This window comes from Phytopseudomonas dryadis, assembly GCF_004327355.1.
Lineage (GTDB): Bacteria > Pseudomonadota > Gammaproteobacteria > Pseudomonadales > Pseudomonadaceae > Aquipseudomonas > Aquipseudomonas dryadis.
In genome coordinates this window covers 1-24,714 of sequence record NZ_QJUM01000046.1, presented here as the reverse complement: position 1 = coordinate 24,714, position 24,714 = coordinate 1, and the positions used below count along the sequence as shown (strand labels likewise).

General features: G+C 65.9%; 19 protein-coding genes, 2 tRNA genes and 1 pseudogene. 16 read left to right on the top strand and 6 right to left on the bottom strand.

The window, feature by feature from the left end; all coding sequences use genetic code 11:
- From DNK34_RS24425 to DNK34_RS24410, 4 genes are all read left to right on the top strand, one after another.
- A partial coding sequence (locus tag DNK34_RS24425) for an HlyD family efflux transporter periplasmic adaptor subunit (protein WP_208738449.1) occupies nt 1–2,155 on the top strand: 2,155 nt, incomplete at its 5' end.
- A 94-nt stretch (nt 2,156–2,249) separates the two neighbouring features.
- Entirely contained in the window at nt 2,250–2,834 is a 585-nt protein-coding gene (locus tag DNK34_RS24420; RefSeq protein ID WP_131177860.1) for a biliverdin-producing heme oxygenase, read from the top strand.
- 88 nt (nt 2,835–2,922) lie between these two features.
- The gene (locus tag DNK34_RS24415) at nt 2,923–3,357 is read left to right on the top strand and encodes a hypothetical protein (RefSeq protein ID WP_131177859.1); all 435 of its coding nucleotides are present in this window, start codon (nt 2,923–2,925) and stop codon (nt 3,355–3,357) included.
- Nucleotides 3,357–3,758, top strand: coding sequence for an META domain-containing protein (locus DNK34_RS24410; RefSeq protein WP_131177858.1), 402 nt, complete (start codon nt 3,357–3,359; stop codon nt 3,756–3,758). The genes DNK34_RS24415 and DNK34_RS24410 overlap by 1 nt, the downstream gene beginning before the upstream one ends.
- A 173-nt stretch (nt 3,759–3,931) precedes the next feature.
- On the opposite strand, the gene dinB is transcribed toward DNK34_RS24410, so the two are convergent.
- Both dinB and DNK34_RS24400 read right to left on the bottom strand, forming a co-directional pair.
- Nucleotides 3,932–5,002, bottom strand: coding sequence for a DNA polymerase IV (gene dinB, locus DNK34_RS24405; RefSeq protein WP_131177857.1), 1,071 nt, complete (start codon nt 5,000–5,002; stop codon nt 3,932–3,934).
- Nucleotides 5,003–5,101: 99 nt separating this feature from the next.
- Nucleotides 5,102–5,353: a hypothetical protein gene (locus tag DNK34_RS24400; RefSeq protein ID WP_131177856.1), complete on the bottom strand. Its 252-nt coding sequence runs from the start codon at nt 5,351–5,353 to the stop codon at nt 5,102–5,104.
- A 232-nt stretch (nt 5,354–5,585) separates the two neighbouring features.
- Here DNK34_RS24400 and DNK34_RS24395 point away from each other — a divergent pair.
- The 4 genes from DNK34_RS24395 to DNK34_RS24380 all read left to right on the top strand — a co-directional run bounded on the left by DNK34_RS24395 (nt 5,586) and on the right by DNK34_RS24380 (nt 9,952).
- A tRNA-Met gene (locus DNK34_RS24395) sits at nt 5,586–5,662 on the top strand.
- A gap of 120 nt (nt 5,663–5,782) precedes the next feature.
- A tRNA-Met gene (locus tag DNK34_RS24390) sits at nt 5,783–5,859 on the top strand.
- 200 nt (nt 5,860–6,059) lie between these two features.
- Nucleotides 6,060–8,690, top strand: coding sequence for a bifunctional lysylphosphatidylglycerol flippase/synthetase MprF (mprF, locus tag DNK34_RS24385; RefSeq protein WP_131177855.1), 2,631 nt, complete (start codon nt 6,060–6,062; stop codon nt 8,688–8,690).
- Nucleotides 8,690–9,952 (top strand): virulence factor family protein, encoded by a 1,263-nt coding sequence (locus DNK34_RS24380; protein WP_131177854.1) that lies wholly within the window; start codon nt 8,690–8,692, stop codon nt 9,950–9,952. The genes mprF and DNK34_RS24380 overlap by 1 nt, the downstream gene beginning before the upstream one ends.
- A gap of 68 nt (nt 9,953–10,020) precedes the next feature.
- On the opposite strand, the gene DNK34_RS24375 is transcribed toward DNK34_RS24380, so the two are convergent.
- Nucleotides 10,021–11,616 carry a sensor domain-containing diguanylate cyclase gene (locus DNK34_RS24375; protein ID WP_131177853.1) on the bottom strand — a complete coding sequence of 532 codons (1,596 nt, stop codon included), beginning with the start codon at nt 11,614–11,616 and terminating at the stop codon, nt 10,021–10,023.
- A 399-nt stretch (nt 11,617–12,015) separates the two neighbouring features.
- Here DNK34_RS24375 and rimO point away from each other — a divergent pair, with 399 nt between their 5' ends.
- Complete coding sequence (rimO, locus tag DNK34_RS24370; RefSeq protein WP_131177852.1) at nt 12,016–13,341, top strand: 30S ribosomal protein S12 methylthiotransferase RimO; 1,326 nt, start codon at nt 12,016–12,018, stop codon at nt 13,339–13,341.
- A 109-nt stretch (nt 13,342–13,450) separates the two neighbouring features.
- Here the strand turns inward: rimO and DNK34_RS24365 are convergent.
- A pseudogene (locus DNK34_RS24365) lies at nt 13,451–13,648 on the bottom strand (phage integrase N-terminal SAM-like domain-containing protein); the annotation flags it as partial.
- 425 nt (nt 13,649–14,073) lie between these two features.
- On the opposite strand from DNK34_RS24365, the gene DNK34_RS24360 reads away from it, so the two are divergent.
- The 6 genes from DNK34_RS24360 to DNK34_RS24335 all read left to right on the top strand — a co-directional run bounded on the left by DNK34_RS24360 (nt 14,074) and on the right by DNK34_RS24335 (nt 21,642).
- Entirely contained in the window at nt 14,074–14,862 is a 789-nt protein-coding gene (locus DNK34_RS24360; RefSeq protein WP_131177851.1) for a class I SAM-dependent methyltransferase, read from the top strand.
- Nucleotides 14,863–14,965: 103 nt separating this feature from the next.
- Complete coding sequence (locus DNK34_RS24355; protein WP_131177850.1) at nt 14,966–15,274, top strand: DUF3658 domain-containing protein; 309 nt, start codon at nt 14,966–14,968, stop codon at nt 15,272–15,274.
- Between the two features lie 288 nt (nt 15,275–15,562).
- A complete protein-coding gene (locus tag DNK34_RS24350) occupies nt 15,563–16,099 on the top strand; it encodes a sigma-70 family RNA polymerase sigma factor (protein WP_131177849.1) in 537 nt (178 codons plus the stop codon).
- The gene (locus DNK34_RS24345) at nt 16,089–17,027 is read left to right on the top strand and encodes a FecR family protein (protein ID WP_131177848.1); all 939 of its coding nucleotides are present in this window, start codon (nt 16,089–16,091) and stop codon (nt 17,025–17,027) included. The genes DNK34_RS24350 and DNK34_RS24345 overlap by 11 nt, the downstream gene beginning before the upstream one ends.
- Nucleotides 17,028–17,108: 81 nt before the next feature.
- On the top strand, nt 17,109–19,505 hold the full coding sequence (locus DNK34_RS24340) for a TonB-dependent receptor (RefSeq protein WP_131177847.1): 2,397 nt from the start codon (nt 17,109–17,111) through the stop codon (nt 19,503–19,505).
- A gap of 172 nt (nt 19,506–19,677) precedes the next feature.
- Nucleotides 19,678–21,642 carry a TonB-dependent receptor domain-containing protein gene (locus DNK34_RS24335; RefSeq protein WP_131177846.1) on the top strand — a complete coding sequence of 655 codons (1,965 nt, stop codon included), beginning with the start codon at nt 19,678–19,680 and terminating at the stop codon, nt 21,640–21,642.
- A 290-nt stretch (nt 21,643–21,932) separates the two neighbouring features.
- On the opposite strand, the gene DNK34_RS24330 is transcribed toward DNK34_RS24335, so the two are convergent.
- Both DNK34_RS24330 and DNK34_RS24325 read right to left on the bottom strand, forming a co-directional pair.
- Nucleotides 21,933–23,252 (bottom strand): HAMP domain-containing sensor histidine kinase, encoded by a 1,320-nt coding sequence (locus tag DNK34_RS24330; RefSeq protein ID WP_131177861.1) that lies wholly within the window; start codon nt 23,250–23,252, stop codon nt 21,933–21,935.
- Nucleotides 23,253–23,281: 29 nt separating this feature from the next.
- Nucleotides 23,282–24,040: a response regulator gene (locus DNK34_RS24325; RefSeq protein ID WP_131177845.1), complete on the bottom strand. Its 759-nt coding sequence runs from the start codon at nt 24,038–24,040 to the stop codon at nt 23,282–23,284.
- A 238-nt stretch (nt 24,041–24,278) separates the two neighbouring features.
- On the opposite strand from DNK34_RS24325, the gene DNK34_RS24320 reads away from it, so the two are divergent.
- Nucleotides 24,279–24,714, top strand: a 436-nt coding sequence (locus tag DNK34_RS24320; protein WP_165497455.1) for an exodeoxyribonuclease VII large subunit, incomplete at its 3' end; no start/stop codon positions are given.

Genomic DNA, 24,714 nt, shown 5'->3' with positions numbered 1-24,714 from the left:
AGTTCGCGACGGTCCAGTTGCACCAGCGGCTCGCCGCTCTTCACCGCCTGGTTGGGTTGCACCAGGATACGTTCGACCACCGCCTGCTGGGCCGCGCGCGCGTGACGGCTCGCCGAGCTGGACCCTGGAGGACAGCGCCCGTGGCCGCTTCTACCGCATCGGCTGGGCGGAAGCGGAAATCCTCGCGCGCTGGGAGCTGGGCAATGCCGCGGCGGTGGCCGCGGCGGTCAGTCGGGAAACCACCCTGGCGCTGGACGATGGCGACGTGGAAGGCTTCGCGCACTTCCTGCGCAACATGCAACTGGTGGAAGTGAGCGGCGACGCGGCCTTGTCCGACCTGCGCCGGCGTGGCCAGGCGAACAAGCGCGGCTGGGGCTCCTGGCTGCTGAGCAACTACCTGTCGATCCGCATTCCGCTGCTGCGCCCGGATGCCTTCCTGACCCGCACCTACTCGCGCGTGGTGCCGCTGTTCAGCCGCACCTTCTTCTGCGCCACCCTCGGCGCGGCGCTGCTCGGCCTGTACCTGGCGGCGCGCCAGTGGGACACCTTCATCCACACCTTCCTGCACTTCTTCAGCCTGGAGGGCGCGCTGCTGGCCGCCGTCACCCTGAGCCTGACCAAGGTGCTCCACGAATTCGGCCACGCCTATACCTGCAAGCGCTATGGCTGCCGCGTACCGACCATGGGCGTGGCCTTCCTGGTGCTGTGGCCGGTGCTCTACACCGATGCCAGCGGCGCCTGGCGCCTGACCAGCCGGCGCCAGCGCCTGGCCATCGGCGCCGCCGGCATGGGCGTCGAGCTGTGCCTGGCCGCCTGGGCCACCCTGGCCTGGAGCTTCCTGCCGGACGGCATGCTGCGCAGCGCCGCCTTCATGCTCGCCAGCACCACCTGGATCCTGACCCTGGCGGTCAACCTCAATCCGCTGATGCGCTTCGACGGCTATTTCCTGTTCTCCGACCTGCTCGACGTGCCCAACCTGCAGGAACGCGCCTTCGCCCTGGCCCGCTGGCGCCTGCGCGAAACGCTGTTCGGCTTCGGCGACGCGCCGCCGGAGCACTTCGAACCCTGGCTGCGGCGGGTGTTGCTCGGTTATGCCTTCGCCACCTGGGTCTATCGCTTCTTCCTGTTCCTCGGCATCGCCCTGCTGGTCTACCACTTCGCCTTCAAGCTGCTCGGCGTGCTGCTGTTCGCCGTCGAGATCGTGCATTTCATCCTGCGCCCGATCTGGGGCGAGCTGTGCCACTGGCATCAACGCCGCAAGGACTACCGCATGAACCGCAACACCCTGATTTCCGCCAGCGTGCTGCTGGTCGCGCTGTTCCTGCTGGTCTGGCCCTGGCGCAGCCGGATCGAGGCGCCGGCGCTGTTGCGCGCCGAACGCCAGGCGATCCTGCTGACCCCGGCCGACGCGCGCCTGGAGCGCATCGAAGTCCGCGCGGGAGACAAGGTCGGCGCCGGACAACCGCTGTTCCGCCTGCAATCGACGCAGTTGCAACACGAGGTGGACAGCCTCGAACGGGAAATCGGCCGACTGCGCCAGCAGAGCAGCCTGCAGATCCGTGCCAGCGAAGACGCCGCGCGCCAGGCCGTGGCGCACGAGGAACTGCAGGTCGCCCGCGAACGCCGCCTGGCGCTGCGGGAGCGCCTGCTGCAGTTGCAGGTACGTGCCCCGTTCGACGGTATCCTGGCCGATATCGCCGAGCCGCTGGCGGAGGGTGAATGGCTGGCGGCCGGTGAATGGCTGGGCACCCTGACCGACACCCGCGGCGAACGGATCGAAGCCTTTGTCGGCGAGGCCGATCGCGAGCGCTTCCAGGTGGGCGCCCAGGCCTGGTTCATCCCGGAAGACCCCGGCCGGCCGCGACGCCGACTGGTGGTCGAGGACATCGGCCAGACCGCCGTACGCCAGTTGAGCTCGGCCCCGGAACTGGCGTCGGTCTACCAGGGCGCTCTGGCCGCCCAGTTCGACCAACAGCGCGTGCCGGTTCCCGAGCAGGCACTGTACCGCGTGCTATTGCGCCCCACGGACGGCTCGCCGCAGGCAACCCCGGTCACCCTGCGCGGCAACGCCAGCATCGAAGGCGAGGCGCGCAGCCCCCTGCTGCAGGCAGGACGGCAGGTGCTCAACGTGCTGATCCGTGAATCGGCGTTCTGAACGCTTAAGCGTTCTTAATGATCCACGGATTGTCCTGAGCATCGATCCTCTCCATCATCGCCCCCAGTCAACCCCGTTATCCGGAAGCGCCCTGATGAACGCCACCACCGCACAGCTGCCCCTGAGCAAAAGCCTGAAAGCCGGCACCCGCCGCGACCACGACAGCGTCGATAGCCTGGTCATGCAGGCACGCCCCTTCGAGAGCCTGGAGCGCTACGGCTACTTCCTGCGCCTGCAGCACCGCTTCCATGGCTCCATCGACGCGCTGTACGACGATATCGAGCTCAACCGCCTGCTCCCCGGCCTCAGCGAACTGCCGCGCTTCCAGGCGGTGTGCACCGACCTGGCCGACCTGGGCCTGGAAATCCCGGCCACGCCGGCAGCCGTGGCGCCAACCAGCCCCTACGCCGCACTGGGCTGGCTGTACTGCAGCGAAGGCTCGAACCTGGGCGCCGCCTTCCTGTTCAAGGAGACCCAGCAGATCGGTCTCGACGGCGCCAAAGGCGCCCGTCACCTGGCCCCCCATCCGGATGGCCGTGGCCTGCACTGGCGCCAGTTCGTCGCCCTGCTCGACGCCCTGGAACTGAGCGAGGCGCAGCGTCAGGAGGCCATCGGCGGCGCCGTCGCGGCGTTCGATTTCTATCGTGACGCCCTGCGCGAAATCTTCCCCACAGCCTGATCGCGCGAAGCTCGACTGAAACCGGGCTTCGCCGCTCCGCCCCCGCCTATCGTGGCCTGCTAGAATGCCCTCCTCATCCGGAGGAACCATGGCCGAACACGATTTCCGCTACAACCTGCTCAACCCCGAACACACCCTGATCGAGTGCCGTGCCCTGGCCCCGGGCCGCTATCAGGTCACCGGCAACGGCGGTTCGATCCAGGGCGGCGACGGCCTGCTGGTCACCCTCAAGGGCAGCCGCGACCTGAGCATGCGCCTGCAGGTGGACAAGGTTCGCCACCTGATCAATCCCCCCGGCCAGTGGGTTGCGATGGCCCATGGGCCGGCCTTCGGCGAACTGGCGATCTTCAACTGGCAAGTCTATTGCGACGGCTGCGGCATGCAACTGGACTTCGAATTCGCGGTCGACACTGCACTGGGCAAGAACGCCCAGGCACCCGCCGCCGATGCGCGCATTCGCGAACTCGGCTGGCGCCAGCAACAGGGCAAGCACCTGTGCCCCGCATGCCTGAAGGAGACCTGATGAAACGCACCCTGGCCCTGAGCCTGATAGCCGCCGGCCTGGCCGGCTGCGCCGGCAATCCGCCGCAGCTGGAGACCGAGCGCGCCTACACCGTCGAATGGATTGGCGAACGCCCCTTGATCGACAACAGCCACCTGACCATCACCCTCGGCGAGGATGGCCGTGCCTATGGCAACGCCGGCTGCAACCACTGGTTCGCCAGCTATCGGCTCGACGGCGACAAACTGAGCTTCGGCAATGCCGGCAGCACCCGGAAACTGTGCGCGCCGGCCCTGATGGAACAGGAAAACCGCTTTCTGCGGAGCCTGACCGACATCGAACGCTGGGACATCTCGCCACTCGAGCAACTGCGGCTGTGGCCAGCCACGGGCAAACCGATCCGCCTCTGGCCTGACGAGTAGGCGCAAGCGGACGGCCGATAAGAGCGCTGGAGGCTGGAGGCTGAACGACAAGCAAACCGCATGGGCTCTTTCGTCCAGCTTTCCAGCCTCAAGCGTTTTTGATCGAAGGCCGAAGACCGCTATCGCCTTATCGCAGACCCGACTTCGTCAATTCGCAGCGAGCCCGCCCGGGCTTATGCTCCCCGCGGCGTGAACAGCTCCAGCTGTTCCAGGCGCCCGCGCAGATCCTGCAGGCGCACCCCAACCCCCAGCAAACGCACCGGTCGATTGCCGCGGGCGTGGGCATTGGTCAGCAAGGTGCGATAGCTCTCCAGGTCGCGGGCGGCGCCGGCCTGCTCCAGGGTGGTCTGGGTGAAGTCGTGGAACTTGACCTTGACGAAGGGTTTGTCCGCCCGATAACTGCCATCCAGGCGCGCCATCCGGCCATTGAGTTCTTCCAGCAGCGCGGGCAGTTGCGCCAGGCAGGCGGCCAGATCGGGGAGATCCTGATCGTAGGTATTCTCCACGCTGACCGACTGCCGCCGGCTGTCGGTCTGCACCCTGCGCTCGTCGATCCCCCACGCCAGGTTCCACAGGCGCTCGCCGAAACTGCCGAACTCGCGCACCAGGCCGAGCTTGTGCCATTGGCGCAGGTCGCTGCAGGTACGTACGCCGAGCCGCCCCAGCTTGTCCGCGGTGACCTTGCCCACGCCGTGCAGCTTGCTGACCGGCAGGTCGGCGACGAAATCCTCGACCTGATCCGGGGTGATGACGAACAGGCCGTCGGGCTTGCGCCAGTCGCTGGCGATCTTGGCCAGAAACTTGTTCGGCGCCACGCCCGCCGACACCGTGATGTGCAGATCGCTGGACACGCGCCGGCGTATGTCCTGGGCGATGCGCGTGGCACTGCCGCCGAAGCGCTCGCAGGCCGACACGTCGAGAAAGGCTTCGTCCAGCGAGAGGGGTTCGATCTGCTCGGTGTAGTCGCGGAAGATCGCGTGGATCTCCCGGGAAACGGCCTTGTACACCTCGAAGCGCGGTTTGACGATCAACAGGTCCGGGCACAGTTTCAAGGCATGCCCGGAAGCCATCGCCGAGCGCACGCCATAGGCACGCGCCTCGTAGTTGCAGGTGGCGATCACTCCACGCCGATCCGCCGATCCCCCTACCGCCAGCGGCTTGTCGGCCAGCGAGGGATCGTCACGCATTTCGACGGCGGCATAGAAGCAATCGCAATCTATATGGATGATTTTTCGTTGCGACATAGGCTCTGAACGCTCACGAAACGACCTCGGCCTCGCACCCGAGGCGGCCAAACAGGGAAGTCACCTTATACTGTATATAAGAACAGCCATCCAGTGCCCTCAGCGTCCTTCGGCCAGTCGTTTCACCTCGCTGCGCACCATGCTGGCGTATTCCACCGGCGTGATCTGCTGCAACTGCTCGTTCAACCATTCCTGCCATTTGCCCTTGCGCCGGCTCTTTTCGCCGAACAGACGCGCGGCCTCGACCTTGGAACGCTGCAGGTTCTGCTGCCACAACTCGAACAGGCGGGCTTTCTCGGTCTCACCGGCATTGCGCTCTTCGGTACTCTTGTTGGCCAGGTTGAAGCTCATGGGGGGCTCCCGGGGAAGAAAGGGCGCGCATTCTACGCCGCGCGGCAGCATGCTGCGCCTGCCCGCTCATCAGAAGACCAGCGATCGGACGGGGCTATCGGCGCCAGAACGCCCGCCGTACAGGGGCCGGGACCCTCCCACGGCGTGGCTCGACAAGCTAAGTTTTTGAACGGAAAACAGTTTTTTCAAAAGTAAGCGTTGACACCCCGCCTGATATGGATAGAATGTGCGCCGCGGGATGGAGCAGTCTGGTAGCTCGTCGGGCTCATAACCCGAAGGTCGTCGGTTCAAATCCGGCTCCCGCAACCAGATACCCAGAAAGGCCACTCAATCGAGTGGCCTTTTTGTTTTTCCGCTCTTTCGATTTAACTAATTGATTAAAAAGAAAAAATCGATTGACAGAGATCCGTGTTTATATACAATGGCCGTCGCGGGATGGAGCAGTCTGGTAGCTCGTCGGGCTCATAACCCGAAGGTCGTCGGTTCAAATCCGGCTCCCGCAACCAGATACTCAGAAAGGCCACTCAATCGAGTGGCCTTTTTGCATTCTGCCTCCGCCCGGTTTTCCTCCCGGCAGGCGTACCGCTCGTTCGAGCCCCCGAGCATGCCGCTTGCGGTGCGCAACGACAGCCCCTACATTATTTGTTACATGTAGAAACCTGGCCTCCTGGCCAGAATCTGAGCCGCACTGCCCACGAGGTATCCGATGCGCGCCAGCTCCGCCGCTAGCGTAACGCCCCCACTGCCCACTTCTCGCCTGCTGATCTGGCAACAACGACTCAACCGCTATCGCCGTCCCCTGGGCCTGGGCGTCGCCCTGCTGCTGTTCGCCATCGCCCTGCTCGCCTGCCGCCACCTGCTCGACGAGCTCGACCCGAGGGCACTGCGCGAATCCTTGCACGCGGTGCCCTCCAGCGACCTGTTCGGCGCCTTGGCACTGACCGCCGTCGGCTTCATGGCGCTGCTCGGCTACGAATGGTCGGCCAGTCGTTATGCCGGTGTGCAATTGCCGGCGCGCGCACTCGCCACGGGCGGTTTCTGTGCCTTCGCCATCGGCAACGCGGTCGGCCTGTCGATGTTCTCGGGCGGCTCCATACGCTACCGGCTGTATGCCCGCCTGGGTATCGGCGGCGCCGAAGTGGCGCGCATGAGCCTGTTCGCCAGCCTGTCCCTGGGCTGCGCCCTGCCACTGCTCGCCGCACTCGCCTGCCTCAGCGATCTTGCCGCCGCCTCCAGCGCGCTGCGCCTGCCGCAACCCGTGCTGGCCGGCATCAGCATCGGCCTGCTGGGTTTCGCCACGCTGCTGGCGGTGCTGCTGCGGCGCGCCCGCTGCGGCGAAAAGCCATCGCCGCACAGCGTCAACGTGCGCCTGGGCAAACGCCTGCTGCGCCTGCCCGACACGCGCCTGAGCCTGCTGCAGGTGCTGATCACCGCGCTGGACGTCGGCGCTGCCGCCGGCGTGCTCTACCTGCTGCTGCCGGAGGCCCCGCCTTTCGGCACCTTCCTGCTGGTGTACCTGCTGGCGCTGGCGGCCGGCGTGCTCAGCCACGTACCCGGCGGGGTCGGCGTGTTCGAGGCGGTGTTGCTCGCCGCCTTCGCCGACCAGCTCGGCACCGCGTCCCTGGCCGCGGCACTGCTGCTGTATCGGCTGATCTATATCGTGCTGCCACTGTTGCTCGCCTGCCTGCTGCTGCTGGCCATCGAACTGCGCCGGCTACTCGGCGCACGCCAGGCGATCCGCGCGGCCAGCGGGCTGGCGGCGCCCGTGCTGGCCTTGCTGGTCTTCATCTCCGGGGTGGTGCTGCTGTTCTCCGGCGCCACCCCGAGCATGGACGAGCGCCTGGCCGCCCTGGGCTTTCTCATTCCCCACCGTCTGATCGATGCCTCGCACTTCGGCGCCAGCCTGGTCGGCATGCTCTGCCTGCTGCTCGCCCAGGGGTTGCGTCGTCGCCTGTCGGCGGCCTGGGCCCTGACCCTGGTGCTGCTGCTCGCCGGCGTGCTGCTCTCGCTGCTCAAGGGCTTCGACTGGGAAGAAGCGACCCTGCTGGCGATCACCGCCAGCCTGCTGGCGCTGTTCCGGCCATATTTCTACCGCCCCAGCCGGATCATGGAGCTGCCCTTTTCGCCCTGGCACCTGGCCGCCAGCGCCTGCGTGCTCGGCGCATCGGTGTGGCTGCTGCTGTTCGCCTACCAGGACGTGCCCTACGAGCATCAACTCTGGTGGCAGTTCGCGGTGAACGCCGATGCCCCGCGTGGCCTGCGCGCCGCGCTTGGCTGCGCCCTGCTGTTGAGCCTGGTGTTCCTCGCCTGGTTGCTGCGCGCCGCACCACCGGCGGTCACCTTGCCCGACGCGGATGAGCTGGCCAATGCCGCGCGGATCGTCAAGGCCTCGGAACAGGCCGATGGCGGCCTGGCGCTGACCGGCGACAAGGCCCTGCTGCTGCATCCCGAGGGCGATGCCTTCCTCATGTACGCACGCCGGGCGCGCAGCATGATCGCCCTGTTCGACCCGATCGGCTCGCCCCAGCGCCGTGCCGAGCTGGTCTGGCTGTTCCGTGACCTGTGCGACCGCCACCACGCCCGCCCGGTGTTCTATCAGGTCCGTGCCGAAAACCTGCCGCTGTACATGGACATCGGCCTGACCGCGATCAAACTCGGCGAAGAAGCCCGTGTCGACCTGCCGGGATTCGACCTGGACAACACCGGCAAGGCCATGAAGGATCTGCGCTACACCTGGAACCGTGGCCAGCGCGACGGCCTGGTGCTGGAGTTCCACGAGCCGGGCACGGCGCCGCTGGAGGAACTGCGCGGCATTTCCGATGCCTGGCTGAACGCCAAGAACATGCGCGAGAAAGGCTTTTCCCTGGGCCGTTTCGACCCGGCCTACCTGAGGCATTTCCGTATCGTCGTGGTACGGCTGCAGGGCCGCGCGCTGGCCTTCGCCAACCTGCTGGAAACCGACAGCCGCGACCTGGCGACCCTGGATCTGATGCGCGTACTGCCCGATGCGCCGAAGCTGACCATGGAGTTCCTGATGCTCGGCCTGATCCTGCATTTCAAGGCGGCCGGCTTCGCCCGGTTCAGCCTCGGCATGGTGCCCCTGTCCGGCCTGCAGCCACGTCGCGGCGCGCCCCTGACCCAGCGCCTGGGCGCCCTGGTGTTCCAGCGCGGCGAGGCCTTCTACAACTTCCAGGGCCTGCGCCGCTTCAAGGACAAGTTCCAGCCGGGCTGGGAACCCCGCTACATGGCCGTGCCGGCGGGACTCGACCCACTGGTGGCGCTTACCGACACCGCCGCGCTGATTGCCGGTGGCTTTACCGGACTGGTGAAACGCTGATGAGCCGAACTGCCAAATACTTGCTGCCGATCCTCGTCGCGCTGTTCCTGCTGCTGGCCGGCGCGCTCTACTACCTGCAGCGATCGCCCAGCGAAGCCAGCCTGGCACGTCATCCGCTGGCCTCGGGCGGCGACCTGCTTCTGGCGACGCCAGGCGACAGGGCACAACGCCGGGTGCTGCTGGCCTTGCCCGCCGACCAGCAACTCAGCGACACCGAGCTGCTGGAGCTGGCCCGATCCAACCATGCGCTGATCGGCCAGTATCCGCTGGCGTCACTGAGCTGCGATGCCCAGGCGAAACGCCTGGGCGAGGCCATCTCCCGATTGGGCGGCCAGGTGGATCTGCTCGCCGGCAGTGACGCTGGCGCGATGCTGGCCTGGCGCTGGCTCGCCACCCAGAACCGCGATCAGGCCCAGGCGCTGTCGGTGGGGTTCGCCCTGGGCAAGCCCGACTGCGACGCCGCGCCACCGACGCGCAGCGCCCACGGCCACTGGCTGGCCGCCTGGAACGACAACCCGGATGACGCCAGCGCACGCTTCGTGCGCCAGCAGGCCAATGCCGAGCCCCTGATCGGCGATTACCAGACAGCGCCCAAGGCACTGCTGCTCGCCCAGTTGCGGCGCCTGCTGCAGGGGGCCGGCGATGCCCTGCCGGTGGTCGAGGTAGCCGCCACCCAGCCCGGCGATACGGTGAGCCTGTTCTATTCCGGCGATGGTGGCTGGCGTGACCTGGATCGCGCCGTCGCCGAGCAGATGGCCCAGCGCGGCTACCCGGTGGTCGGCGTCGATACCCTGCGCTACTTCTGGCAGCGCAAAAGCCCGGAACAGGCCGCCAGCGATCTCTCCGAACTGATGCGCCAGTACCGCGAGAAATGGCACGCCAGGCGTTTCGTGCTGATCGGCTACTCCTTCGGCGCCGACGTCATGCCCGCCCTGTACAACCGGCTACCGGACAGCGACAAACAGCAGGTCGACGCCATCGTCCTGCTCGCCCTGGCGCGCAGCGGCAGTTTCGAGATTCGCGTGCAGAGCTGGCTCGGCCAGGCCGCCGATGAGGCGGCCACCGGGCCCGAGCTGGCGCAGCTCCCGGCCGCCAAGGTGCTGTGTGTCTATGGTCAGGAAGAGGCCCCGGAGAGTGGCTGCACCCAGGAACAGGCCGTGGGCGAGCGCCTGCAACTGCCTGGCGGTCACCACTACGACAAGGATTATCCAGCGCTGGCGCAGCGGCTGATCGCGGCCATTGGTGCGCGACAGCACGAGTGAACGTCAGTGCCGCTGGCCCGGCACAGGCTGGTTCCGTTCATCCGCCGGATATCGATGTGCCGGGCCGGTCAGCCAGGCAGGCCGGCGGCCGGCCCGGGCTCGACACTGACCCGGTTGCGTCCGCCAGCCTTGGCCAGGTAGAGCTGCCGGTCGGCGGCCTTGAGCACGTCGGCGGGCTCCTGCCGGCTGCCGGGATGCCAATGCGCCACGCCGAGGGACAGGGTGATGCGGCCAACGCCCGGGAAATCCACCTGCTCCACGCTCTGCCGCAGCCGTTCGGCCACGGCCGTGGCCGCCTCCATGGCGGTGCCCGGCAACAGCATGAGGAACTCTTCGCCACCGGTACGACAGAGCACATCGCCGCCACGGGAACTGCCCCGCATGAGGTCGGCCAGCTTCTGCAGCACCGTGTCGCCGATGTGGTGACCATGGCTGTCGTTGATCCGCTTGAAGTGGTCGATGTCCAGCGCGATGGCTGAAAACGGCAGGCCCTCGGCCTGCCATATGGCCAGCATGGGCTGCACGCCACGACGGTTGTTCAGACCGGTGAGCGGATCGGTCTGCACATCGCGCTTGAGTTTGCCGATGCGCTCGTGCAGCAGATTGAGGCCGAGCAGCAAGGCGCGCTTGAGCTCCGCCGCCTCGAAGTACCAGGAACGTACCTCGCCGATACGTTCGGCGGTGCCGGGTTGATCGAGCTCGTGAGCGCTCGCCGCCAGTTGCCACAGCGGCCGGGCGATGGTCAACGCCAGCCACCAGATGAACAGGCAACCGACCAGGATGAGGGGCGCGGAAATGATCAGCACATTGAGCATCAGGTGGTTCAGTGGCGCGACGGTCTGCTTCAGCGGCCGCTGGGAGACGATCCCCCAACCGACACTGGCCACCGTGGCGTAACCGGCGAGCAAAACGTCGCCGCGACTGTTGGCGGTACGCAAGGTGCCCGTATCCTGTGTGGCGAGCATGTCGAGCAGGCCGCTCTGCTCGACGATGGAACCCACCCGCCCCTCGTCAGGGTGATAGAGCAGTCGACGATCGCTGTCGACGACGTAGAGGTAGGAACCATCGCGGTAATAATGCTCGCCGAGCAGACGGTTGAGGACGTTGCTCTGGTGCAGGTAGATGCTGCCGCCGACATAGCCGAGATAGCGACCCTCGGCATCGAAAACAGGCTGCGACAGCGCCACCACCAGGTTGCTGGCCGCCGACATATAGGGCCTGGAGACCAGCGGCCTGCGTTCGATCAGGGCCTGGCGGGCGCCATCGGTATCGAGCGTCTTGCCGACCGCCCAGGGCATGCTCGGGCTGGTCGCCCTGACGACGCCCTCGGCGTCGATGACGAAGGTGGAATTGAAGGAGTTCGTCTGCCTCAGCAAGCGCTCCGTTTCCGCCTGCATCAAGACCGGGTCGGCAAACCGCGAGACCTGCAGGTTGGCGCTGTAGGCCAGTTGCTGCAGGGCGTTATGCAGGTAGATGTCGGTGATCGAGGCGAGTTTGGAGGCATAGACCTGGTTGGATTGCTGGGCATTGTCTATGAGCAACTGGCGCTGCACATGGTAGCTGGCGAAAAAACTGGTCACCAGCATGACCAATGCGGTCAGCGCCGACAGCATGAGCATGAGCGTGCGCAAGTCCAGGCGCAGCCCCTTGTTGGAATACGGCAATTCGGGCCTCACTTTGGCGGTCGCGGACAGTCGCACCCTGTCGATGGAGTCGTCACCAGCGCAGCCTCAGCGGTGGCGGATCGACCTGTCTGGTACCCGAGGCAACCAGCTCGGGCTGATGGGCAGAACAAACGCCCCGAGACAAGCAATATGATAGGACATAGCGGGCAGCGCCGGGTCAGGTCTCGCGGCAAAAGCCCGGTTCCGGCCAGCACGGCCTTGAGGCCATGAGGGCGGCCCGGACCGCCGGCTTCCAGCGCGTCCGCCTCCCTGGCCGAATCCTTACCTCCCCTGCACGTCGCCGGTGCTGGAAAAGTCGCGCGCACGCCGCTAGAATTGCGCACTTTTTGATCAGAGGCGCCCAAGCGCCCGCATCATCCCAGCCTGAGGTTCGCCCGCATGACCACCACCGCCACGCCGAAAGTCGGCTTCGTTTCCCTCGGCTGCCCGAAAGCCCTGGTGGACTCCGAGCGCATCCTCACCCAGCTGCGTATGGAAGGCTACGAAGTGGTGCCGACCTACCAGGACGCCGACGTGGTGGTGGTCAACACCTGCGGCTTCATCGACAGCGCCAAGGCCGAGTCACTGGAAGTGATCGGCGAGGCGATCAAGGAAAACGGCAAGGTCATCGTCACCGGCTGCATGGGCGTCGAGGAAGGCAGCATCCGCGAGGTGCACCCCAGCGTGCTGTCGGTGACCGGCCCGCAGCAGTACGAGCAGGTGGTCAGCGCCGTGCACGAAGTGGTGCCGCCGAAGACGGAGCACAATCCCTTGATCGACCTGGTGCCGCCCCAGGGCGTCAAGCTCACCCCGCGTCACTACGCCTACCTGAAGATTTCCGAAGGCTGCAACCACAGCTGCAGCTTCTGCATCATCCCGTCGATGCGCGGCAAGCTGGTCAGCCGCCCGGTCGGCGAGGTGCTCAGCGAGGCCGAGCGCCTGGTCAAGGCCGGGGTCAAGGAACTGCTGGTGATCAGCCAGGACACCAGCGCCTACGGCGTCGACCTCAAGTACAAGACCGACTTCTGGAACGGCCAGCCGGTCAAGACGCGCATGAAGGAGCTGTGCGAGGCGCTCTCCAGCATGGGCGTGTGGGTGCGTCTGCACTACGTCTACCCCTACCCCAACGTCGACGACGTGATCCCGCTGATGGCCGCGGGCAAGATCCTTCCCTACCTGGACATCCCCTTCCAGCACGCCAGCCCGCGCGTACTCAAGCTGATGAAGCGCCCGGCCTTCGAAGACCGCACCCTGGCGCGCATCAAGTCCTGGCGCGAGCAGTGCCCGGATCTGACCATCCGCTCGACCTTCATCGTCGGCTTCCCCGGCGAAACCGAAGAAGACTTCCAGTACCTGCTCGACTGGCTGACCGAGGCCCAGCTCGACCGCGTCGGCTGCTTCCAGTACTCGCCGGTGGAAGGCGCCCCGGCCAACGACCTGGACGTGGATAGCGTCCCGGATGACGTCAAGCAGGAGCGCTGGGATCGCTTCATGGCCCACCAGCAGGCCATCAGCACGGCGCGGCTGCAGATGAAGATCGGTCGCGAAATGGACGTGCTGATCGACGAAGTCGACGACCAGGGCGCCGTGGCCCGCTCCTGGGCCGATGCCCCGGAAATCGACGGCAGCGTGTTCATCGAAGGCACCGACTTCCAGCCGGGCGACACGATCCGCGTGCGTATCGTCGATGCCGATGAGTACGACATGTGGGCCGAGCCGGTCTGAACCCCTCCCCTTTACGGAGGACGCCCGTCAAAGAGGTTCGGGGAGTGAGGCGCAGCTGAACCCCGAGCCATGGAACAGGCTCGCCATCAGCCATGGGGGCTCCCCGCACGGCCAGATCAGATAAAAATGCCTCGACCTCGGCAGCGCCCATTTCGGCTGGATGACGATGGCGGTGGAAACGAATAAAGCGCTTGACCCACTCGCAATAGACACGTTCAGTGCGAGTCGAGTAGTGTTTCAGGCGAACCGGCTCACGCACTTGATCGAGCAACCGAGGCGGTCCATCCATGGCGTATAACGCGGTCATCGGAACGCCTTGTTCACCCTCCAACCAGGTTCGCTACCGCAGCCCCCTAACCCGTTCGCTTCGCTCGGGACGGGCTAAAGCCCACTTCTTGAGAGTACGCTGCGTTCAATCCACAAGGCGATTTCAATCGACTCGTCGAGGCTTGCGTCGACCTCTGGACCGACCTCAGTCCAGCAGGCTACCCTCAGGACTCGGTGCCCCACATTGAGTGTCCGACGCTCATTCTTCGAGGCGACGGCGATTTTCTTCTTTCCCTGCCGGAGGCGGCAGAAGTCCGGGCTAGGATTTCAGGTTCATCGTTTGGCAACATCCCCTTTGCAGGGCATGCTGCGATGGATGATGCTCCAGAAGTCGTTGAAAGAATCATCTGTGAATTTCTTCTCGACCCAAGAAAAACACTGGCTGAGGCCTAGGCGTTATACGGTATGAAGACCGATCAAATCCGCTTCAATGACGGAGCCTCTTACGAGCGATACATGGGAAGGTGGAGCCAGCTCGCAGGCGAAACCTTTCTTGACTGGCTCGTCTCGGAGCCGGGCCAGCGATGGCTGGATGTCGGCTGTGGCAACGGCGCCTTTACCGAGCTGCTCATCGAGCACTGTGATCCAGCTTCGGTGCATGGCATAGACCCGTCGGAAGAACAGCTTGCGTATGCACGCGCGCGGCCTGCGTTGGGTACCGCACAATTTCGTCAAGGGGATGCGATGGCGCTGCCTTACCCTGACGACACGTTCGATACGGCTGTCATGCCTCTGGTGATCTTCTTCGTTCCTGATCCGGCCAGAGGTGTTGCCGAAATGAGGCGAGTGGTTCGCCCGGGCGGGACCGTTACCGCGTACGCCTGGGACATGATGGGGGGCGGCTTCCCCTATGAGGCGCTGCTGGCGGAAATACGTGGGCTTGGTATTGCGGTTCCGGCGCCACCAAGCCCTGAAGCGTCGCGAATAGACGTCATGCGGGGCTTGTGGGCCGATGCCGGCCTGGATGCGGTTGAAACGCGGCAGATCACTGTGCATCGGACGTTCGATGATTTCGAGAATTTCTGGGCGACAGCCCTCGGAGCGCCCAGCGTCGGGACGACGCTCGCAACGATGGCGACCGAGGAGCTTGCGTTTCTCAAGGAACGGGTACGGGCGCGCCTACCGGCAAATGCCACTGGCCACATCACTTACCGTGCTTGCGCCAATGCGGTGAAAGGCCGCGTCCCCAAGTAGACCGGCACAGATCGACGCAAGCAATGCCGTACGATGATTCATTCAAGCCGATGCCGCTTCGCGGCACGGCTCAATTCAGGCGTCAGGCCTCACAGGGAATGCCATGGTAACTGCAGAAGAACACGAGCCTGCTGATTCCGCGCCTGACGCCAGCTCGCTCAAGTTGATTGCGGCACTTCGGCCAGAACAAGTTCAGGCAATCGACTCGGCGGTAATGCGCGCGGCAGATCGTAATTGGCGCAAAGTTGCTTTTATCGTCGGCACGGCCATGGGCACTCTTCCTGAGCGGGTTCCTGGTATTCCTGACGTCTTTTATGCTCAGCGCGTTGCTGCCCTGGTGGCTCAAGGCCGGCTGGAGTCGCAAGGCAACCTTGCTCGCATGCGGTACAGTGAAGTTCGTCTTCCAGAGTAGGCCGGTGATCAAGTCGTTCGCTTCGCTCACTGGGACGGGCTAAGAGCCCGCCGCTCAAGCAAACGTTAGGTACATTTGGAACCGGCTCCATGGACTGGAGCCGTGCGGAGAAGCTCCTGGATGTTTTGGCATCCATCGTTGACCGATCAGTCCCTTTTCCCGGTCCGTGGTCGTGCGCCAATCCCCCGCGCCGGAGCGCGGCCTGCACGCCGGGCACCCACGCCAGTTGCAATCGTCACCGGCAAACGGCACTCTTTGATAATAGTTTTCATTAAGCGTTATCAAAGCATGCCTCCCGCCTCTCTCGAAGGCCAGCGCCTGGCCGCTCGCAACCATGTCCTGCAGCAATTGTTCGGTGACCACCACGGCTGGCTGCTGAGCCGCCTGCGCGCCCGCCTGGGTTGTGCGTACGACGCGGCGGACATGGCTGCGGAAACCTTCGCCCAGGTGGTCGCCCTGCCCGATCCACAGGGCATCCACGAACCTCGCGCCCTGCTCACCACCATCGCCAAGCGGCTGGTGTTCGCCAGTTGGCGGCGCCGGGATCTGGAGAGGGCCTACCTCGAGGTGCTGGCCCAGCAGCCCCTGGCCCACGAGCCCTCGGCCGAAGAACAGGCCCAGGCCCTGGAAGCGCTGCTGGCCATCGACACCCTGCTCGCGGGGTTGTCGCCACGCGGACGCAGTGCCTTCCTGTACAGCCAGCTCGAAGGCCTCACCTACGCCGAGATCGGTCGCCGCCTGGGCATCTCCGCACCGCGCGTGCACCAGTACGTGGTCAAGGCCATGGGCCTGTGCTACCTGGCCCTGGAAGGCGATGAGCGCTGAGCGCCTGCCACCGGCGGTGGCCGAGGCGGTGGAATGGCTCGCCCGGCAGCGTTCCGGGAGCATGAGCGAAAGCGATGCTCGGCATCTGCAACGCTGGCTGCAGGCCAGCCAGGACAACCGCCAGGCCTGGGAACGCGTGCAGCAACGGCTCGGCATGGCATTCGATGACCTGCCAACGACCACCCGCCAGGTACTGAGCCGAACCAGCCCGAGTCGCCGTCACCTGCTGCGCGGCGCACTGGGCCTGACCGGCATCGCGGTGGGCGGCTATTGGCTGCAGCGCGCCGGCCTGCTGCCACTGGGCAATGGAGAGCTACGCAGCGGCCTGGCACAACGTCGCTCCTTCGCCCTGGAAGACGGCAGTCAGTTGCTGCTCAATGCGCAGAGTCGCGTCGAACCGATCTTCGATGCTGGCCGACGCCTGCTCATCCTCCACGAGGGCGCGCTGCTCATTCAGGTAGCGGCCGACCCGCAGCGGCCACTGATCGTGCGCAGCGCATTCGGTGAAGCCCGAGCGCTGGGCACGCGCTTCTCGGTCGCGCTCGGCCAGCACGAGACGCGTGTCTGGGTACAGGAGTCTCGCGTACGCCTGCACGCCCCGACAGGCGATCGGCTCGAGCTGGCCAGCGGCCAGGGCGCCAGCCTGGACGCCAACGGCATCCATGCCCTGGATGCACGCCGGGCCGCCGAGGACAGATGGGAGGACGGCCTGCTGGAGGTGCATGACCAGTCTCTGGAGAACATCATCGAAGCCCTGCGCCCGTACCGCCGCGGGCTGCTGCGAGTCGACCCCGACGCCGCGCTCCTGAGGGTGTCGGGCGTGTTCCCCCTGGACGACAGCGACCAGGTACTGCGCTCGCTGCAGGAAGTGCTGCCGATCCGCGTGGAGCAACGCTTCGGCTGGTGGACGCAGCTGAGCCTGCGCTGATTTTTTTTCAGCCGCCCCTTAATATTCGCGCCCCTCGAATCACAGGACAGGCATCGATCCCGATCCCTGGAGACATGCCCCATGCACCGCCCCTTTCGTCGTACCGTCACGCCGCTGGCCATGGCATTGGCGTTGAGCAGTCCGTACGCGAGCGCCGAAACCGCCGAGCCGGTATTGGCCGAGCAGCAGTTGCTCACCTTCGACCTGCCGGCCGGCCCGCTGGAAGCGACCCTGACGGCCATCGCCCGGCAGAGTGGACGCGGCATCGCGTTCAGCGCTTCCCTGACCCGCGATCTGTCCGCACCGCCGCTGCAAGGACGCTACAGCAGCGAAGAAGCGATACGCCAGGTATTGCACGGATCGCCGCTGCAACTGGGCGTCACGCCAAACGGCACCCTGACGGTCGAGCCACGCGAGCAGCAGGGCACCATCGATCTGGAACGCATCAGCGTAACCGTCGGCAGCCGTACCCCCACCTCCGTCAGCGAAACCGCCGGCACCGTATGGGTGGTGGAACAGGCGCAACTGCGCGAACAGTTGCAGACCGGGGTCAGCCTCAAGGAGGCCCTGGGCAAGCTGGTCCCGAGCCTGGACCTCGGCCCCGAGGGCCGTACCAACTATGGGCAGAACCTGCGCGGGCGCGGCGTGCTGGTGATGATCGACGGGGTCAGCCAGAACAGCTCGCGGGGGCTGTCGCGGCAGTTCGACAGCATCGACCCGTTCAACGTCGAGCGCGTGGAGGTGCTGTCCGGCGCCAGCAGCCTGTACGGTGGCGGCGCCACCGGCGGCATCATCAACATCGTCACCCGCAAGGGCGAAAGCGGCCCGCTGGGCTTCCAGACCCAGGCCAGCATGAGCAGCGGCTTCAACGCCAGCGACGACCTGTCCAGCCGCCTGGCGCAGTCGGTGAGCGGCGGCAACGACAGCATCCGCGGCCGCCTCGGGGTGTCGGTGGAAAAGAACGAAGCCTTCTACGATGGCGCCGGTGAACAGATCTTCCTCGACAATACCCAGACCGATCTGCAGTACAACCGCCGTATCGACGTGCTCGGCAGCCTCGGCCTGACCCTGGACGAGCAGCAGAGCCTCGACCTGCTGGCCCAGTATTACGACTCCGGCTACGACGGCAGCACCGGCATCTACTTCCCCAACCTGAACCATAATGCGCCGTCCGATCTCGAGGACGCCGAGCTGCGCGGTGGCTACTCCAGCGACCTCGAGCCGCGCACCCGACGCACCCTGTTCAATGCCAGCTACCACCATGGCGACCTGCTGGGTCAGGACTTCTACCTGCAGGGTTACCATCGCCAGGAAAACGACAACTTCTATCCCTTCACCTACTACAACCGCGGCACACCCACGGGCAGCAACGGCGTGTATTTCGCCGCCTCGCAGCAGAACTTCGAGATGTCCGGGCTCAAGGCCCTGTTCGCCAAGCAGTGGGATGCCTGGAAGCTGACCTATGGGCTGGATCTGGATCGCGAGCGCTTCAACGCCACCCAGAAGACCTTCGACGCACGGGTATCCTCGGAAAGCGGCGGCCTCGACCTGGTCACCGCCAGTGAAGCACCGCGCTATCCCAGTTACCGGGTCAAGGGTTTGTCCGGCTATCTGCAACTGGACTGGAAAGCCACCGAGCGGCTGACGCTGTCCAGCGGTGCGCGGCGCCAGCACATGGATGTCGAGGTCGAGGACTACCGCGGCGTGCCAGGCGGCGACAACGACTACGAAGTCGACCTGTACAACCTCAGTGCGCTCTACGACCTGGGCGGTGGGCAACAGCTGTGGACCAACTACAGCGAGGGATTCGAGCTGGCCGATCCGGCCAAGTACTACGGGCGTGCCGGACTCGACGTCGCCGCCAACCCGCTGGCGGGCATCAAGAGCCGCCAGGTGGAAACCGGCTGGCGCTATGCCGACAGCGCCTGGGAAGCCCAGGCCGCCCTCTACTACATCTGGTCCGACAAGGTCATCGAGATCGACACCGCGACCCTGAACATCGACGTGGCGAGCAAGAAGAGCCGCGACTACGGTTTCGAGACGGCGCTGACGCGGCACTTCGACAGCGGCTGGCAGGCCGGCGGCAATCTGCACCTGGTGCGCTCGCAGGAGCGGGACGACGACGGCGACTGGAAGAAACGCGACGCCAAGTCCAGCTCCCTGTCCAAGGCCACGGCCTTCGCCGGCTGGAGCGACGGCATCAGTCAGGTACGCCTGCAGGCCAACCACGCCCGCAGCCTGGAAGACGACGACGGCAACCGCATCCAGGGCTTCACCACCTTCGACCTGATGGGCAGCCGTGAAATCGGCATGGGCACCCTGTCGCTGGGCGTGCAGAACCTGCTGGATCGGCAGTACAGCACCGTCTGGGGCCAGCGCGCGACGATGTTCTACTCGCCGACCTACGGCCCGGCCTACCTGTACGACTACCAGGGCCGCGGACGCACCTACACCCTGACCTGGGCCATGACCTACTGAGCCTCCTGCTGCCGTGACGCACGGCCCATGAACCTGGTTCATGGGCCGCTTCATTTCCATCCGGCAGGCAAGTGCCCTCCCCTGAGTCCTGCGCTGTCACATCTTGTCCAACCTTCACCGGCAGAGATGCATACGATTCGCGTCTGCAAACGATTCGTAAGGAAGTCTCGCCATGCCCGCACCTTTCCCGCGCCGCCCCGTCGCCACACTGATCCGCCTGGCCACCCTCTGCCTGGCCAGCGGCATCCCGCTCGCCCATGCTGACACCGTCGAGCTGGACGATATGGTGGTGACCGCTTCGGGCTTCGCCCAGAACCTGGAGGACGCCCCAGCCTCGGTCACGGTGATCAGCGGCGATGACCTGCGCAAGCGCTCGGTGCAGAACCTCGGCGATGCGGTGCGCGACGTGCAGGGCGTGGTGGTCAACGGCGGCGCCAACGAAAGCGATATCCAGATCCGTGGCATGCCCGGCGACTACACCCTGATCCTGGTCGACGGCAAGCGCCAGAGCGGCCGCGATTCGCGGGTCAACGGCAACCGTGGCTACGAGCAGAGCTTCGTGCCGCCGGCCGCGGCCATCGAGCGCATCGAAGTGGTACGCGGGCCGATGTCCTCGCTGTACGGCTCGGACGCCATCGGCGGGGTGATCAACATCATCACCCGCAAGGTTTCACCCGAGTGGGGCGGCAACCTGTCCTACGACTACTCGGCGCGCCAGCACAGCGACCAGGGCAACGCCCGCAACACCCAGTTCTACCTCAATGGTCCGCTGATCGACGAGGTACTGGGGCTGCAGGTGTGGGGCAACCACTTCGACCGGCAGGCCGATGACGACGCGGTGGAGAACGAAGGCTTCGCCAAATCCGACAACAAGAGCCTGACCGCGCGCCTGGCCCTGACCCCGACCGAGAACCACGACGTCCTGCTCGAGGCCGGCGCCGCGCGCCTGAAGAACGGCGACGGCGTCAGCCCCAACTGGTCGACCCGCGAACAAGACAACGACCGCGATCACTGGTCGCTGACCCACGAAGGCCGTTGGGGCTGGGCGGATTCGACGCTGTCCTTCGCCGAGGAAACCACCAGCCGCGAAGGCAAGGCCACTCCGGCGCAGACCGATGTCTACGGACGCAAGCCGGAAATCCGCAACCGCGTGTTCGACGGCAAGCTGGTGATGCCCACCGACTACCACGTCACCACCGCCGGCGTGCAGTGGAACGAAGCCACCCTGACCGACTGGAACCAGGCCAACCGCGGCACCTCCCGCGAGCGCGAGAACGAGGAATACTCGGTGGTGCAGAAGGCCCTGTTCGCCGAGGACGAGTGGTCGATCACCGACGACTTCGCCCTCACCACCGGCGTGCGCCTGGATCACCACGAGCAGTACGGCAGCCATATCAACCCGCGCCTCTACGGCGTCTGGCGCCTGAGCAACGAGTGGACACTGAAAGGCGGCGTGGCCCGAGGCTTCAAGGCCCCCGAACTGCGTGCGGTAATCGATGATTACGCGGTGGTTCGCCGCAACCGCTTCGTGATGTTCGGCAACCCCGACCTCAAGCCCGAGCGCAGCACCAACTACGAGCTCTCGGCCATGTGGTCGAACCGCGACGATCTGTCGGCCGGCGCCACCCTGTTCTACAACGACTTCGAGGACAAGCTGTCGACCGTCACCACCACCGAACAGTGGGAAGGCCTGACCGTGATGGAACGGGTCAACCTGGACAATGCGGTGATCCGCGGCCTCGAGCTCAACGGTAGCTGGCAGGCACTGGCCAACGTGGCGATCAAGGGCAACTTCACCTACCTGGACTCCGAGCAGAAAAGTGGCGCCAACAAGGGCGCGCCCCTGGCCCTGACCCCGGAGCAGAAGGCCAATCTGCGCGCCGACTGGGACATCAGCGAGAAGGCCCAGGCCTGGGCATCGGTGAACTACTACGGCAAGGAATACGAAGCCACCCTGAACGCCGACACGGCGCCGGCCTATACCACCGCGGACGTTGGCGGCTCGTACCGGCTGACCGAGTCGCTGACCCTCAACTCGGCGGTCTACAACCTGACCGACAAGCGCCTGGACGACGAGACCTACGGCACCGTCAACTACGGCCGTACCTTCTGGCTCGGCGCTTCGCTGGATTTCTGAGGCAGCGCACCCCGTGGGCGAGGCGGATCGCCACACGAACGTAGGCTGGGTTAGCGGCGCCTTGCATGGCTTGCCCAGGCACCGCATCTTGTGGCGCGCCGCGTAACCCATCGACCGATATCCGGCGTTGCGCCGATGATGGGTTACGGCGCAGCCACCAGCCTGTCATTCCGTGAACAGGCGGTAGCGCCTAAGCCATCCTGCGAACTGAAAACCTTTCTCCTGTAGCCTGGGTCGAGCGCAGCGACACCCGGGAATCCTGCCCTGGGTATCGCTGCGCTCGACCCAGGCTACCCCTCGGGTAACCGCACCACGGCACATAGCCCTGTGGGCTGCCGGTTCTCCAGGGTCAGCTCACCGCCATGGGCCCGTACGCAGGCCCGGGCGATGGCCAGGCCAAGCCCCAGTCCCTGCCCGCGCCCCTCGGCCTGCAACTGCACGAAAGGTTCGAACGCCTGTTCCAGCCTGGCCGGATCGATGCCCGGGCCGTGGTCGAGAATCTGCAGGCGAAGCTCCCCCTCCTCGGCCCGATCCAGGCTGATCGAGGCGTCCCCGCCATGCTGCAGGGCGTTGTCGATCAGGTTGGTCAACGCCCGTTTCAGCGCCAGCGGCCGGCAGCGACAGAACACCTCCCTGCCCGCCTGCCAGGCGACCGGCTGCCCCAGGGTACGGTAACGCCGCGCCAGGTCGTCGAGCAGCCCGCTCAGCGACAGGCGCACGGTGGGTTCCTGCACGGCATCGTCACGGATGAAATCCAGCGTCTCGGCGACCATGGCGCGCAGCTCGTCCAGGCTGTCGAGCAGGTCTTCGCGCAGCGCGCCCTCTTCGAGCAGCTCCAGTTGCAGACGCAGCTCGGTCAGGGGCGTGTTGAGGTCATGACTCAGCGCTGCGAGCATCCGTGTGCGCCCTTCCACATGCCGGGCCAGGCGCTCCTGCATCCGGTTGAAGGCCTGGCTCAGTTCCCGGGCTTCACGGGGGCCGGACAGCGCCAGCGGGGCGATCCGTTCGCCGCGGCTGATCAGCTCGGTCGCCGTGGCCAGTGTCCTGAACGGACGCACCACCCGGGCCATGAACAGCAGCAGGATCAACAGGATCGGCACGATGCTCACCGGCAGGGCATAGGCCAGCAGACGGCTCCACTCGTAGGCACCGGAGGGATGTTGCAGGGCGTTGAGGTAGCGACCCGACGCCAGCTCGATGCTGCTGCGCAAGCGCAACGGCTCCCAGCCGGCGGGGCTCAGGACATCCTCACGGGCCGGCCCGCCGCCGACGCGCTCGAGCTGCATGTGGATCGTGCTCGCCGCCACCTGCAGTTCCCTGGCCAGTTCGCCCGTCAGGCGCCGCTCCTCGGGATGCATCGCGAAGGCGCCGACATCCGCCTCGGCAGCGATCCAGAAGCGCGCTTCAGCGCCGCTCATCGCCACCAGCACACGTTCACCCTGCGCCTCGCCAAGCGTGTCGAGCGCCTGGTAGGCCGTGTTCAAACGCTCCAGCACGAAGCTGCGCGACAACGGATGCAGCAGGGCGCCGGTGCGCTGCAGCAGCACCACGGCGATGGCATGGGACGCCAGCAGCGCCAGCACCAGCAACACCCCGAGCTGATGAACCAGGCGCTGTGGCCACAGACGCTTCAGGCTATTCATGACGCCAGCAGCGTGACGTCCGCCACCAGCATGTAGCCGCCCCCCCACACGGTACGCAGCAGATCGTCGCGTCCGGCGCCGTCGGCCAGCCTGCGGCGCAGGCGGCTGACCTGCCGATCGATGGTGCGATCGAACACGTCGCTGTCGGGGCGGGCGGTCAGGTCGATCAGCCGGGCGCGATCCAGCACCTGATGCGGATGTTCGAGAAACACCTGCAACAGGCGCCCTTGCGCCGTGCTCAGGCGGACGCACTGGCCATTGCCGGCGCTCAGGCTGCCAGTGCCACTGGCGAACACCAGGCCGGCGAACTGGTAGTGGCGCAGCAGCGGCCGAGGCGCCGGCTCGACGGCAGCGGGCTCGACCCGGGATGCGCCGCGCCGACGCAGCACGCTGTTGATGCGCGCCACCAGTTCGCGGGGCTCGAAGGGTTTGCTCAGGTAATCATCGGCGCCCAGATCCAGCCCACGGATACGGTCGCTGGTGGTGTCGCGGGCAGTCAGCAGGATCACCGGCACGCCGTTGCGCCGATACAGGCGGCTGCACAGCTCGAAGCCATCGCCGTCGGGCAGCATCACATCCAGCACGATCACGTCGAAATGCTGAACCTCGAGCAGTTGCCACATGCCTTCGGCGCTCTCGGCGGTGCGCACGTCGAAGGCATGCCGGCGTAGATACACAGCCAGCGGCTCGCGAATCTTGCGATGGTCATCGACCACCAGAACACGCGGTGCGGGTATGGGAGCTGTAGCGGTCATGGTGACTCCAGCAGCCTTGCGTTCGCCTACAGGGCAGCACGATACAAAAGACGCAGAGGATTATCATTTGCGGGCGCCATGGTAGCCCAAGCGTCATAGCCTGGCAGGTGCGGCGTCGTGCCGCAGGCCGTTTCGCGACGGCATGCGCAACGACGAACGCCGCAGCGCCACCCGCTACACGGCGATCCCCGCGCTTTGCCTGTTTCGGTCGGGGCCGGCCCCGGCTTATCATGCCGCCATGATCAAAGACCCGTTCCAACGCCTGGGCCTCGACCGCGAGGTGCTCAGCGTCAGCCAACTCAACAAGCGCGCCCGGGTGCTGCTGGAAGACGTCTTCGCCGGCATCTGGGTCGAGGGCGAAATCTCCAACCTGGCCAGGCCGGCATCCGGGCACATCTACTTCACCCTCAAGGACAGCCAGGCCCAGGTGCGTTGCGCGCTGTTCCGGCAGAACGCCGCCCGGGTGCGCCAGGCCCTGCGCGACGGCCTGGCGGTCAAGGTGCGTGGCAAGGTCTCGCTGTTCGAGGGGCGTGGCGATTACCAGCTGATTCTCGACGCCCTGGAGCCGGCCGGCGATGGGGCCTTGCGCCTGGCTTTCGAAGCCTTGAAGGAAAAGCTCGATGGCGAAGGCCTGTTCGCCGCCGAGCGCAAACGCGCCCTGCCCGCCCACCCGC

Coding starts and splice junctions, on each gene's coding strand:
- DNK34_RS24420 (WP_131177860.1), top strand. CDS start 2,250: ATGAACGCCACCACCGCACAGCTGCCCCTGAGCAAAAGCCTGAAAGCC.
- DNK34_RS24415 (WP_131177859.1), top strand. CDS start 2,923: ATGGCCGAACACGATTTCCGCTACAACCTGCTCAACCCCGAACACACC.
- DNK34_RS24410 (WP_131177858.1), top strand. CDS start 3,357: ATGAAACGCACCCTGGCCCTGAGCCTGATAGCCGCCGGCCTGGCCGGC.
- dinB (WP_131177857.1), bottom strand. CDS start 5,002: ATGTCGCAACGAAAAATCATCCATATAGATTGCGATTGCTTCTATGCC.
- DNK34_RS24400 (WP_131177856.1), bottom strand. CDS start 5,353: ATGAGCTTCAACCTGGCCAACAAGAGTACCGAAGAGCGCAATGCCGGT.
- mprF (WP_131177855.1), top strand. CDS start 6,060: ATGCGCGCCAGCTCCGCCGCTAGCGTAACGCCCCCACTGCCCACTTCT.
- DNK34_RS24380 (WP_131177854.1), top strand. CDS start 8,690: ATGAGCCGAACTGCCAAATACTTGCTGCCGATCCTCGTCGCGCTGTTC.
- rimO (WP_131177852.1), top strand. CDS start 12,016: ATGACCACCACCGCCACGCCGAAAGTCGGCTTCGTTTCCCTCGGCTGC.
- DNK34_RS24360 (WP_131177851.1), top strand. CDS start 14,074: ATGAAGACCGATCAAATCCGCTTCAATGACGGAGCCTCTTACGAGCGA.
- DNK34_RS24355 (WP_131177850.1), top strand. CDS start 14,966: ATGGTAACTGCAGAAGAACACGAGCCTGCTGATTCCGCGCCTGACGCC.
- DNK34_RS24350 (WP_131177849.1), top strand. CDS start 15,563: ATGCCTCCCGCCTCTCTCGAAGGCCAGCGCCTGGCCGCTCGCAACCAT.
- DNK34_RS24345 (WP_131177848.1), top strand. CDS start 16,089: ATGAGCGCTGAGCGCCTGCCACCGGCGGTGGCCGAGGCGGTGGAATGG.
- DNK34_RS24340 (WP_131177847.1), top strand. CDS start 17,109: ATGCACCGCCCCTTTCGTCGTACCGTCACGCCGCTGGCCATGGCATTG.
- DNK34_RS24335 (WP_131177846.1), top strand. CDS start 19,678: ATGCCCGCACCTTTCCCGCGCCGCCCCGTCGCCACACTGATCCGCCTG.
- DNK34_RS24325 (WP_131177845.1), bottom strand. CDS start 24,040: ATGACCGCTACAGCTCCCATACCCGCACCGCGTGTTCTGGTGGTCGAT.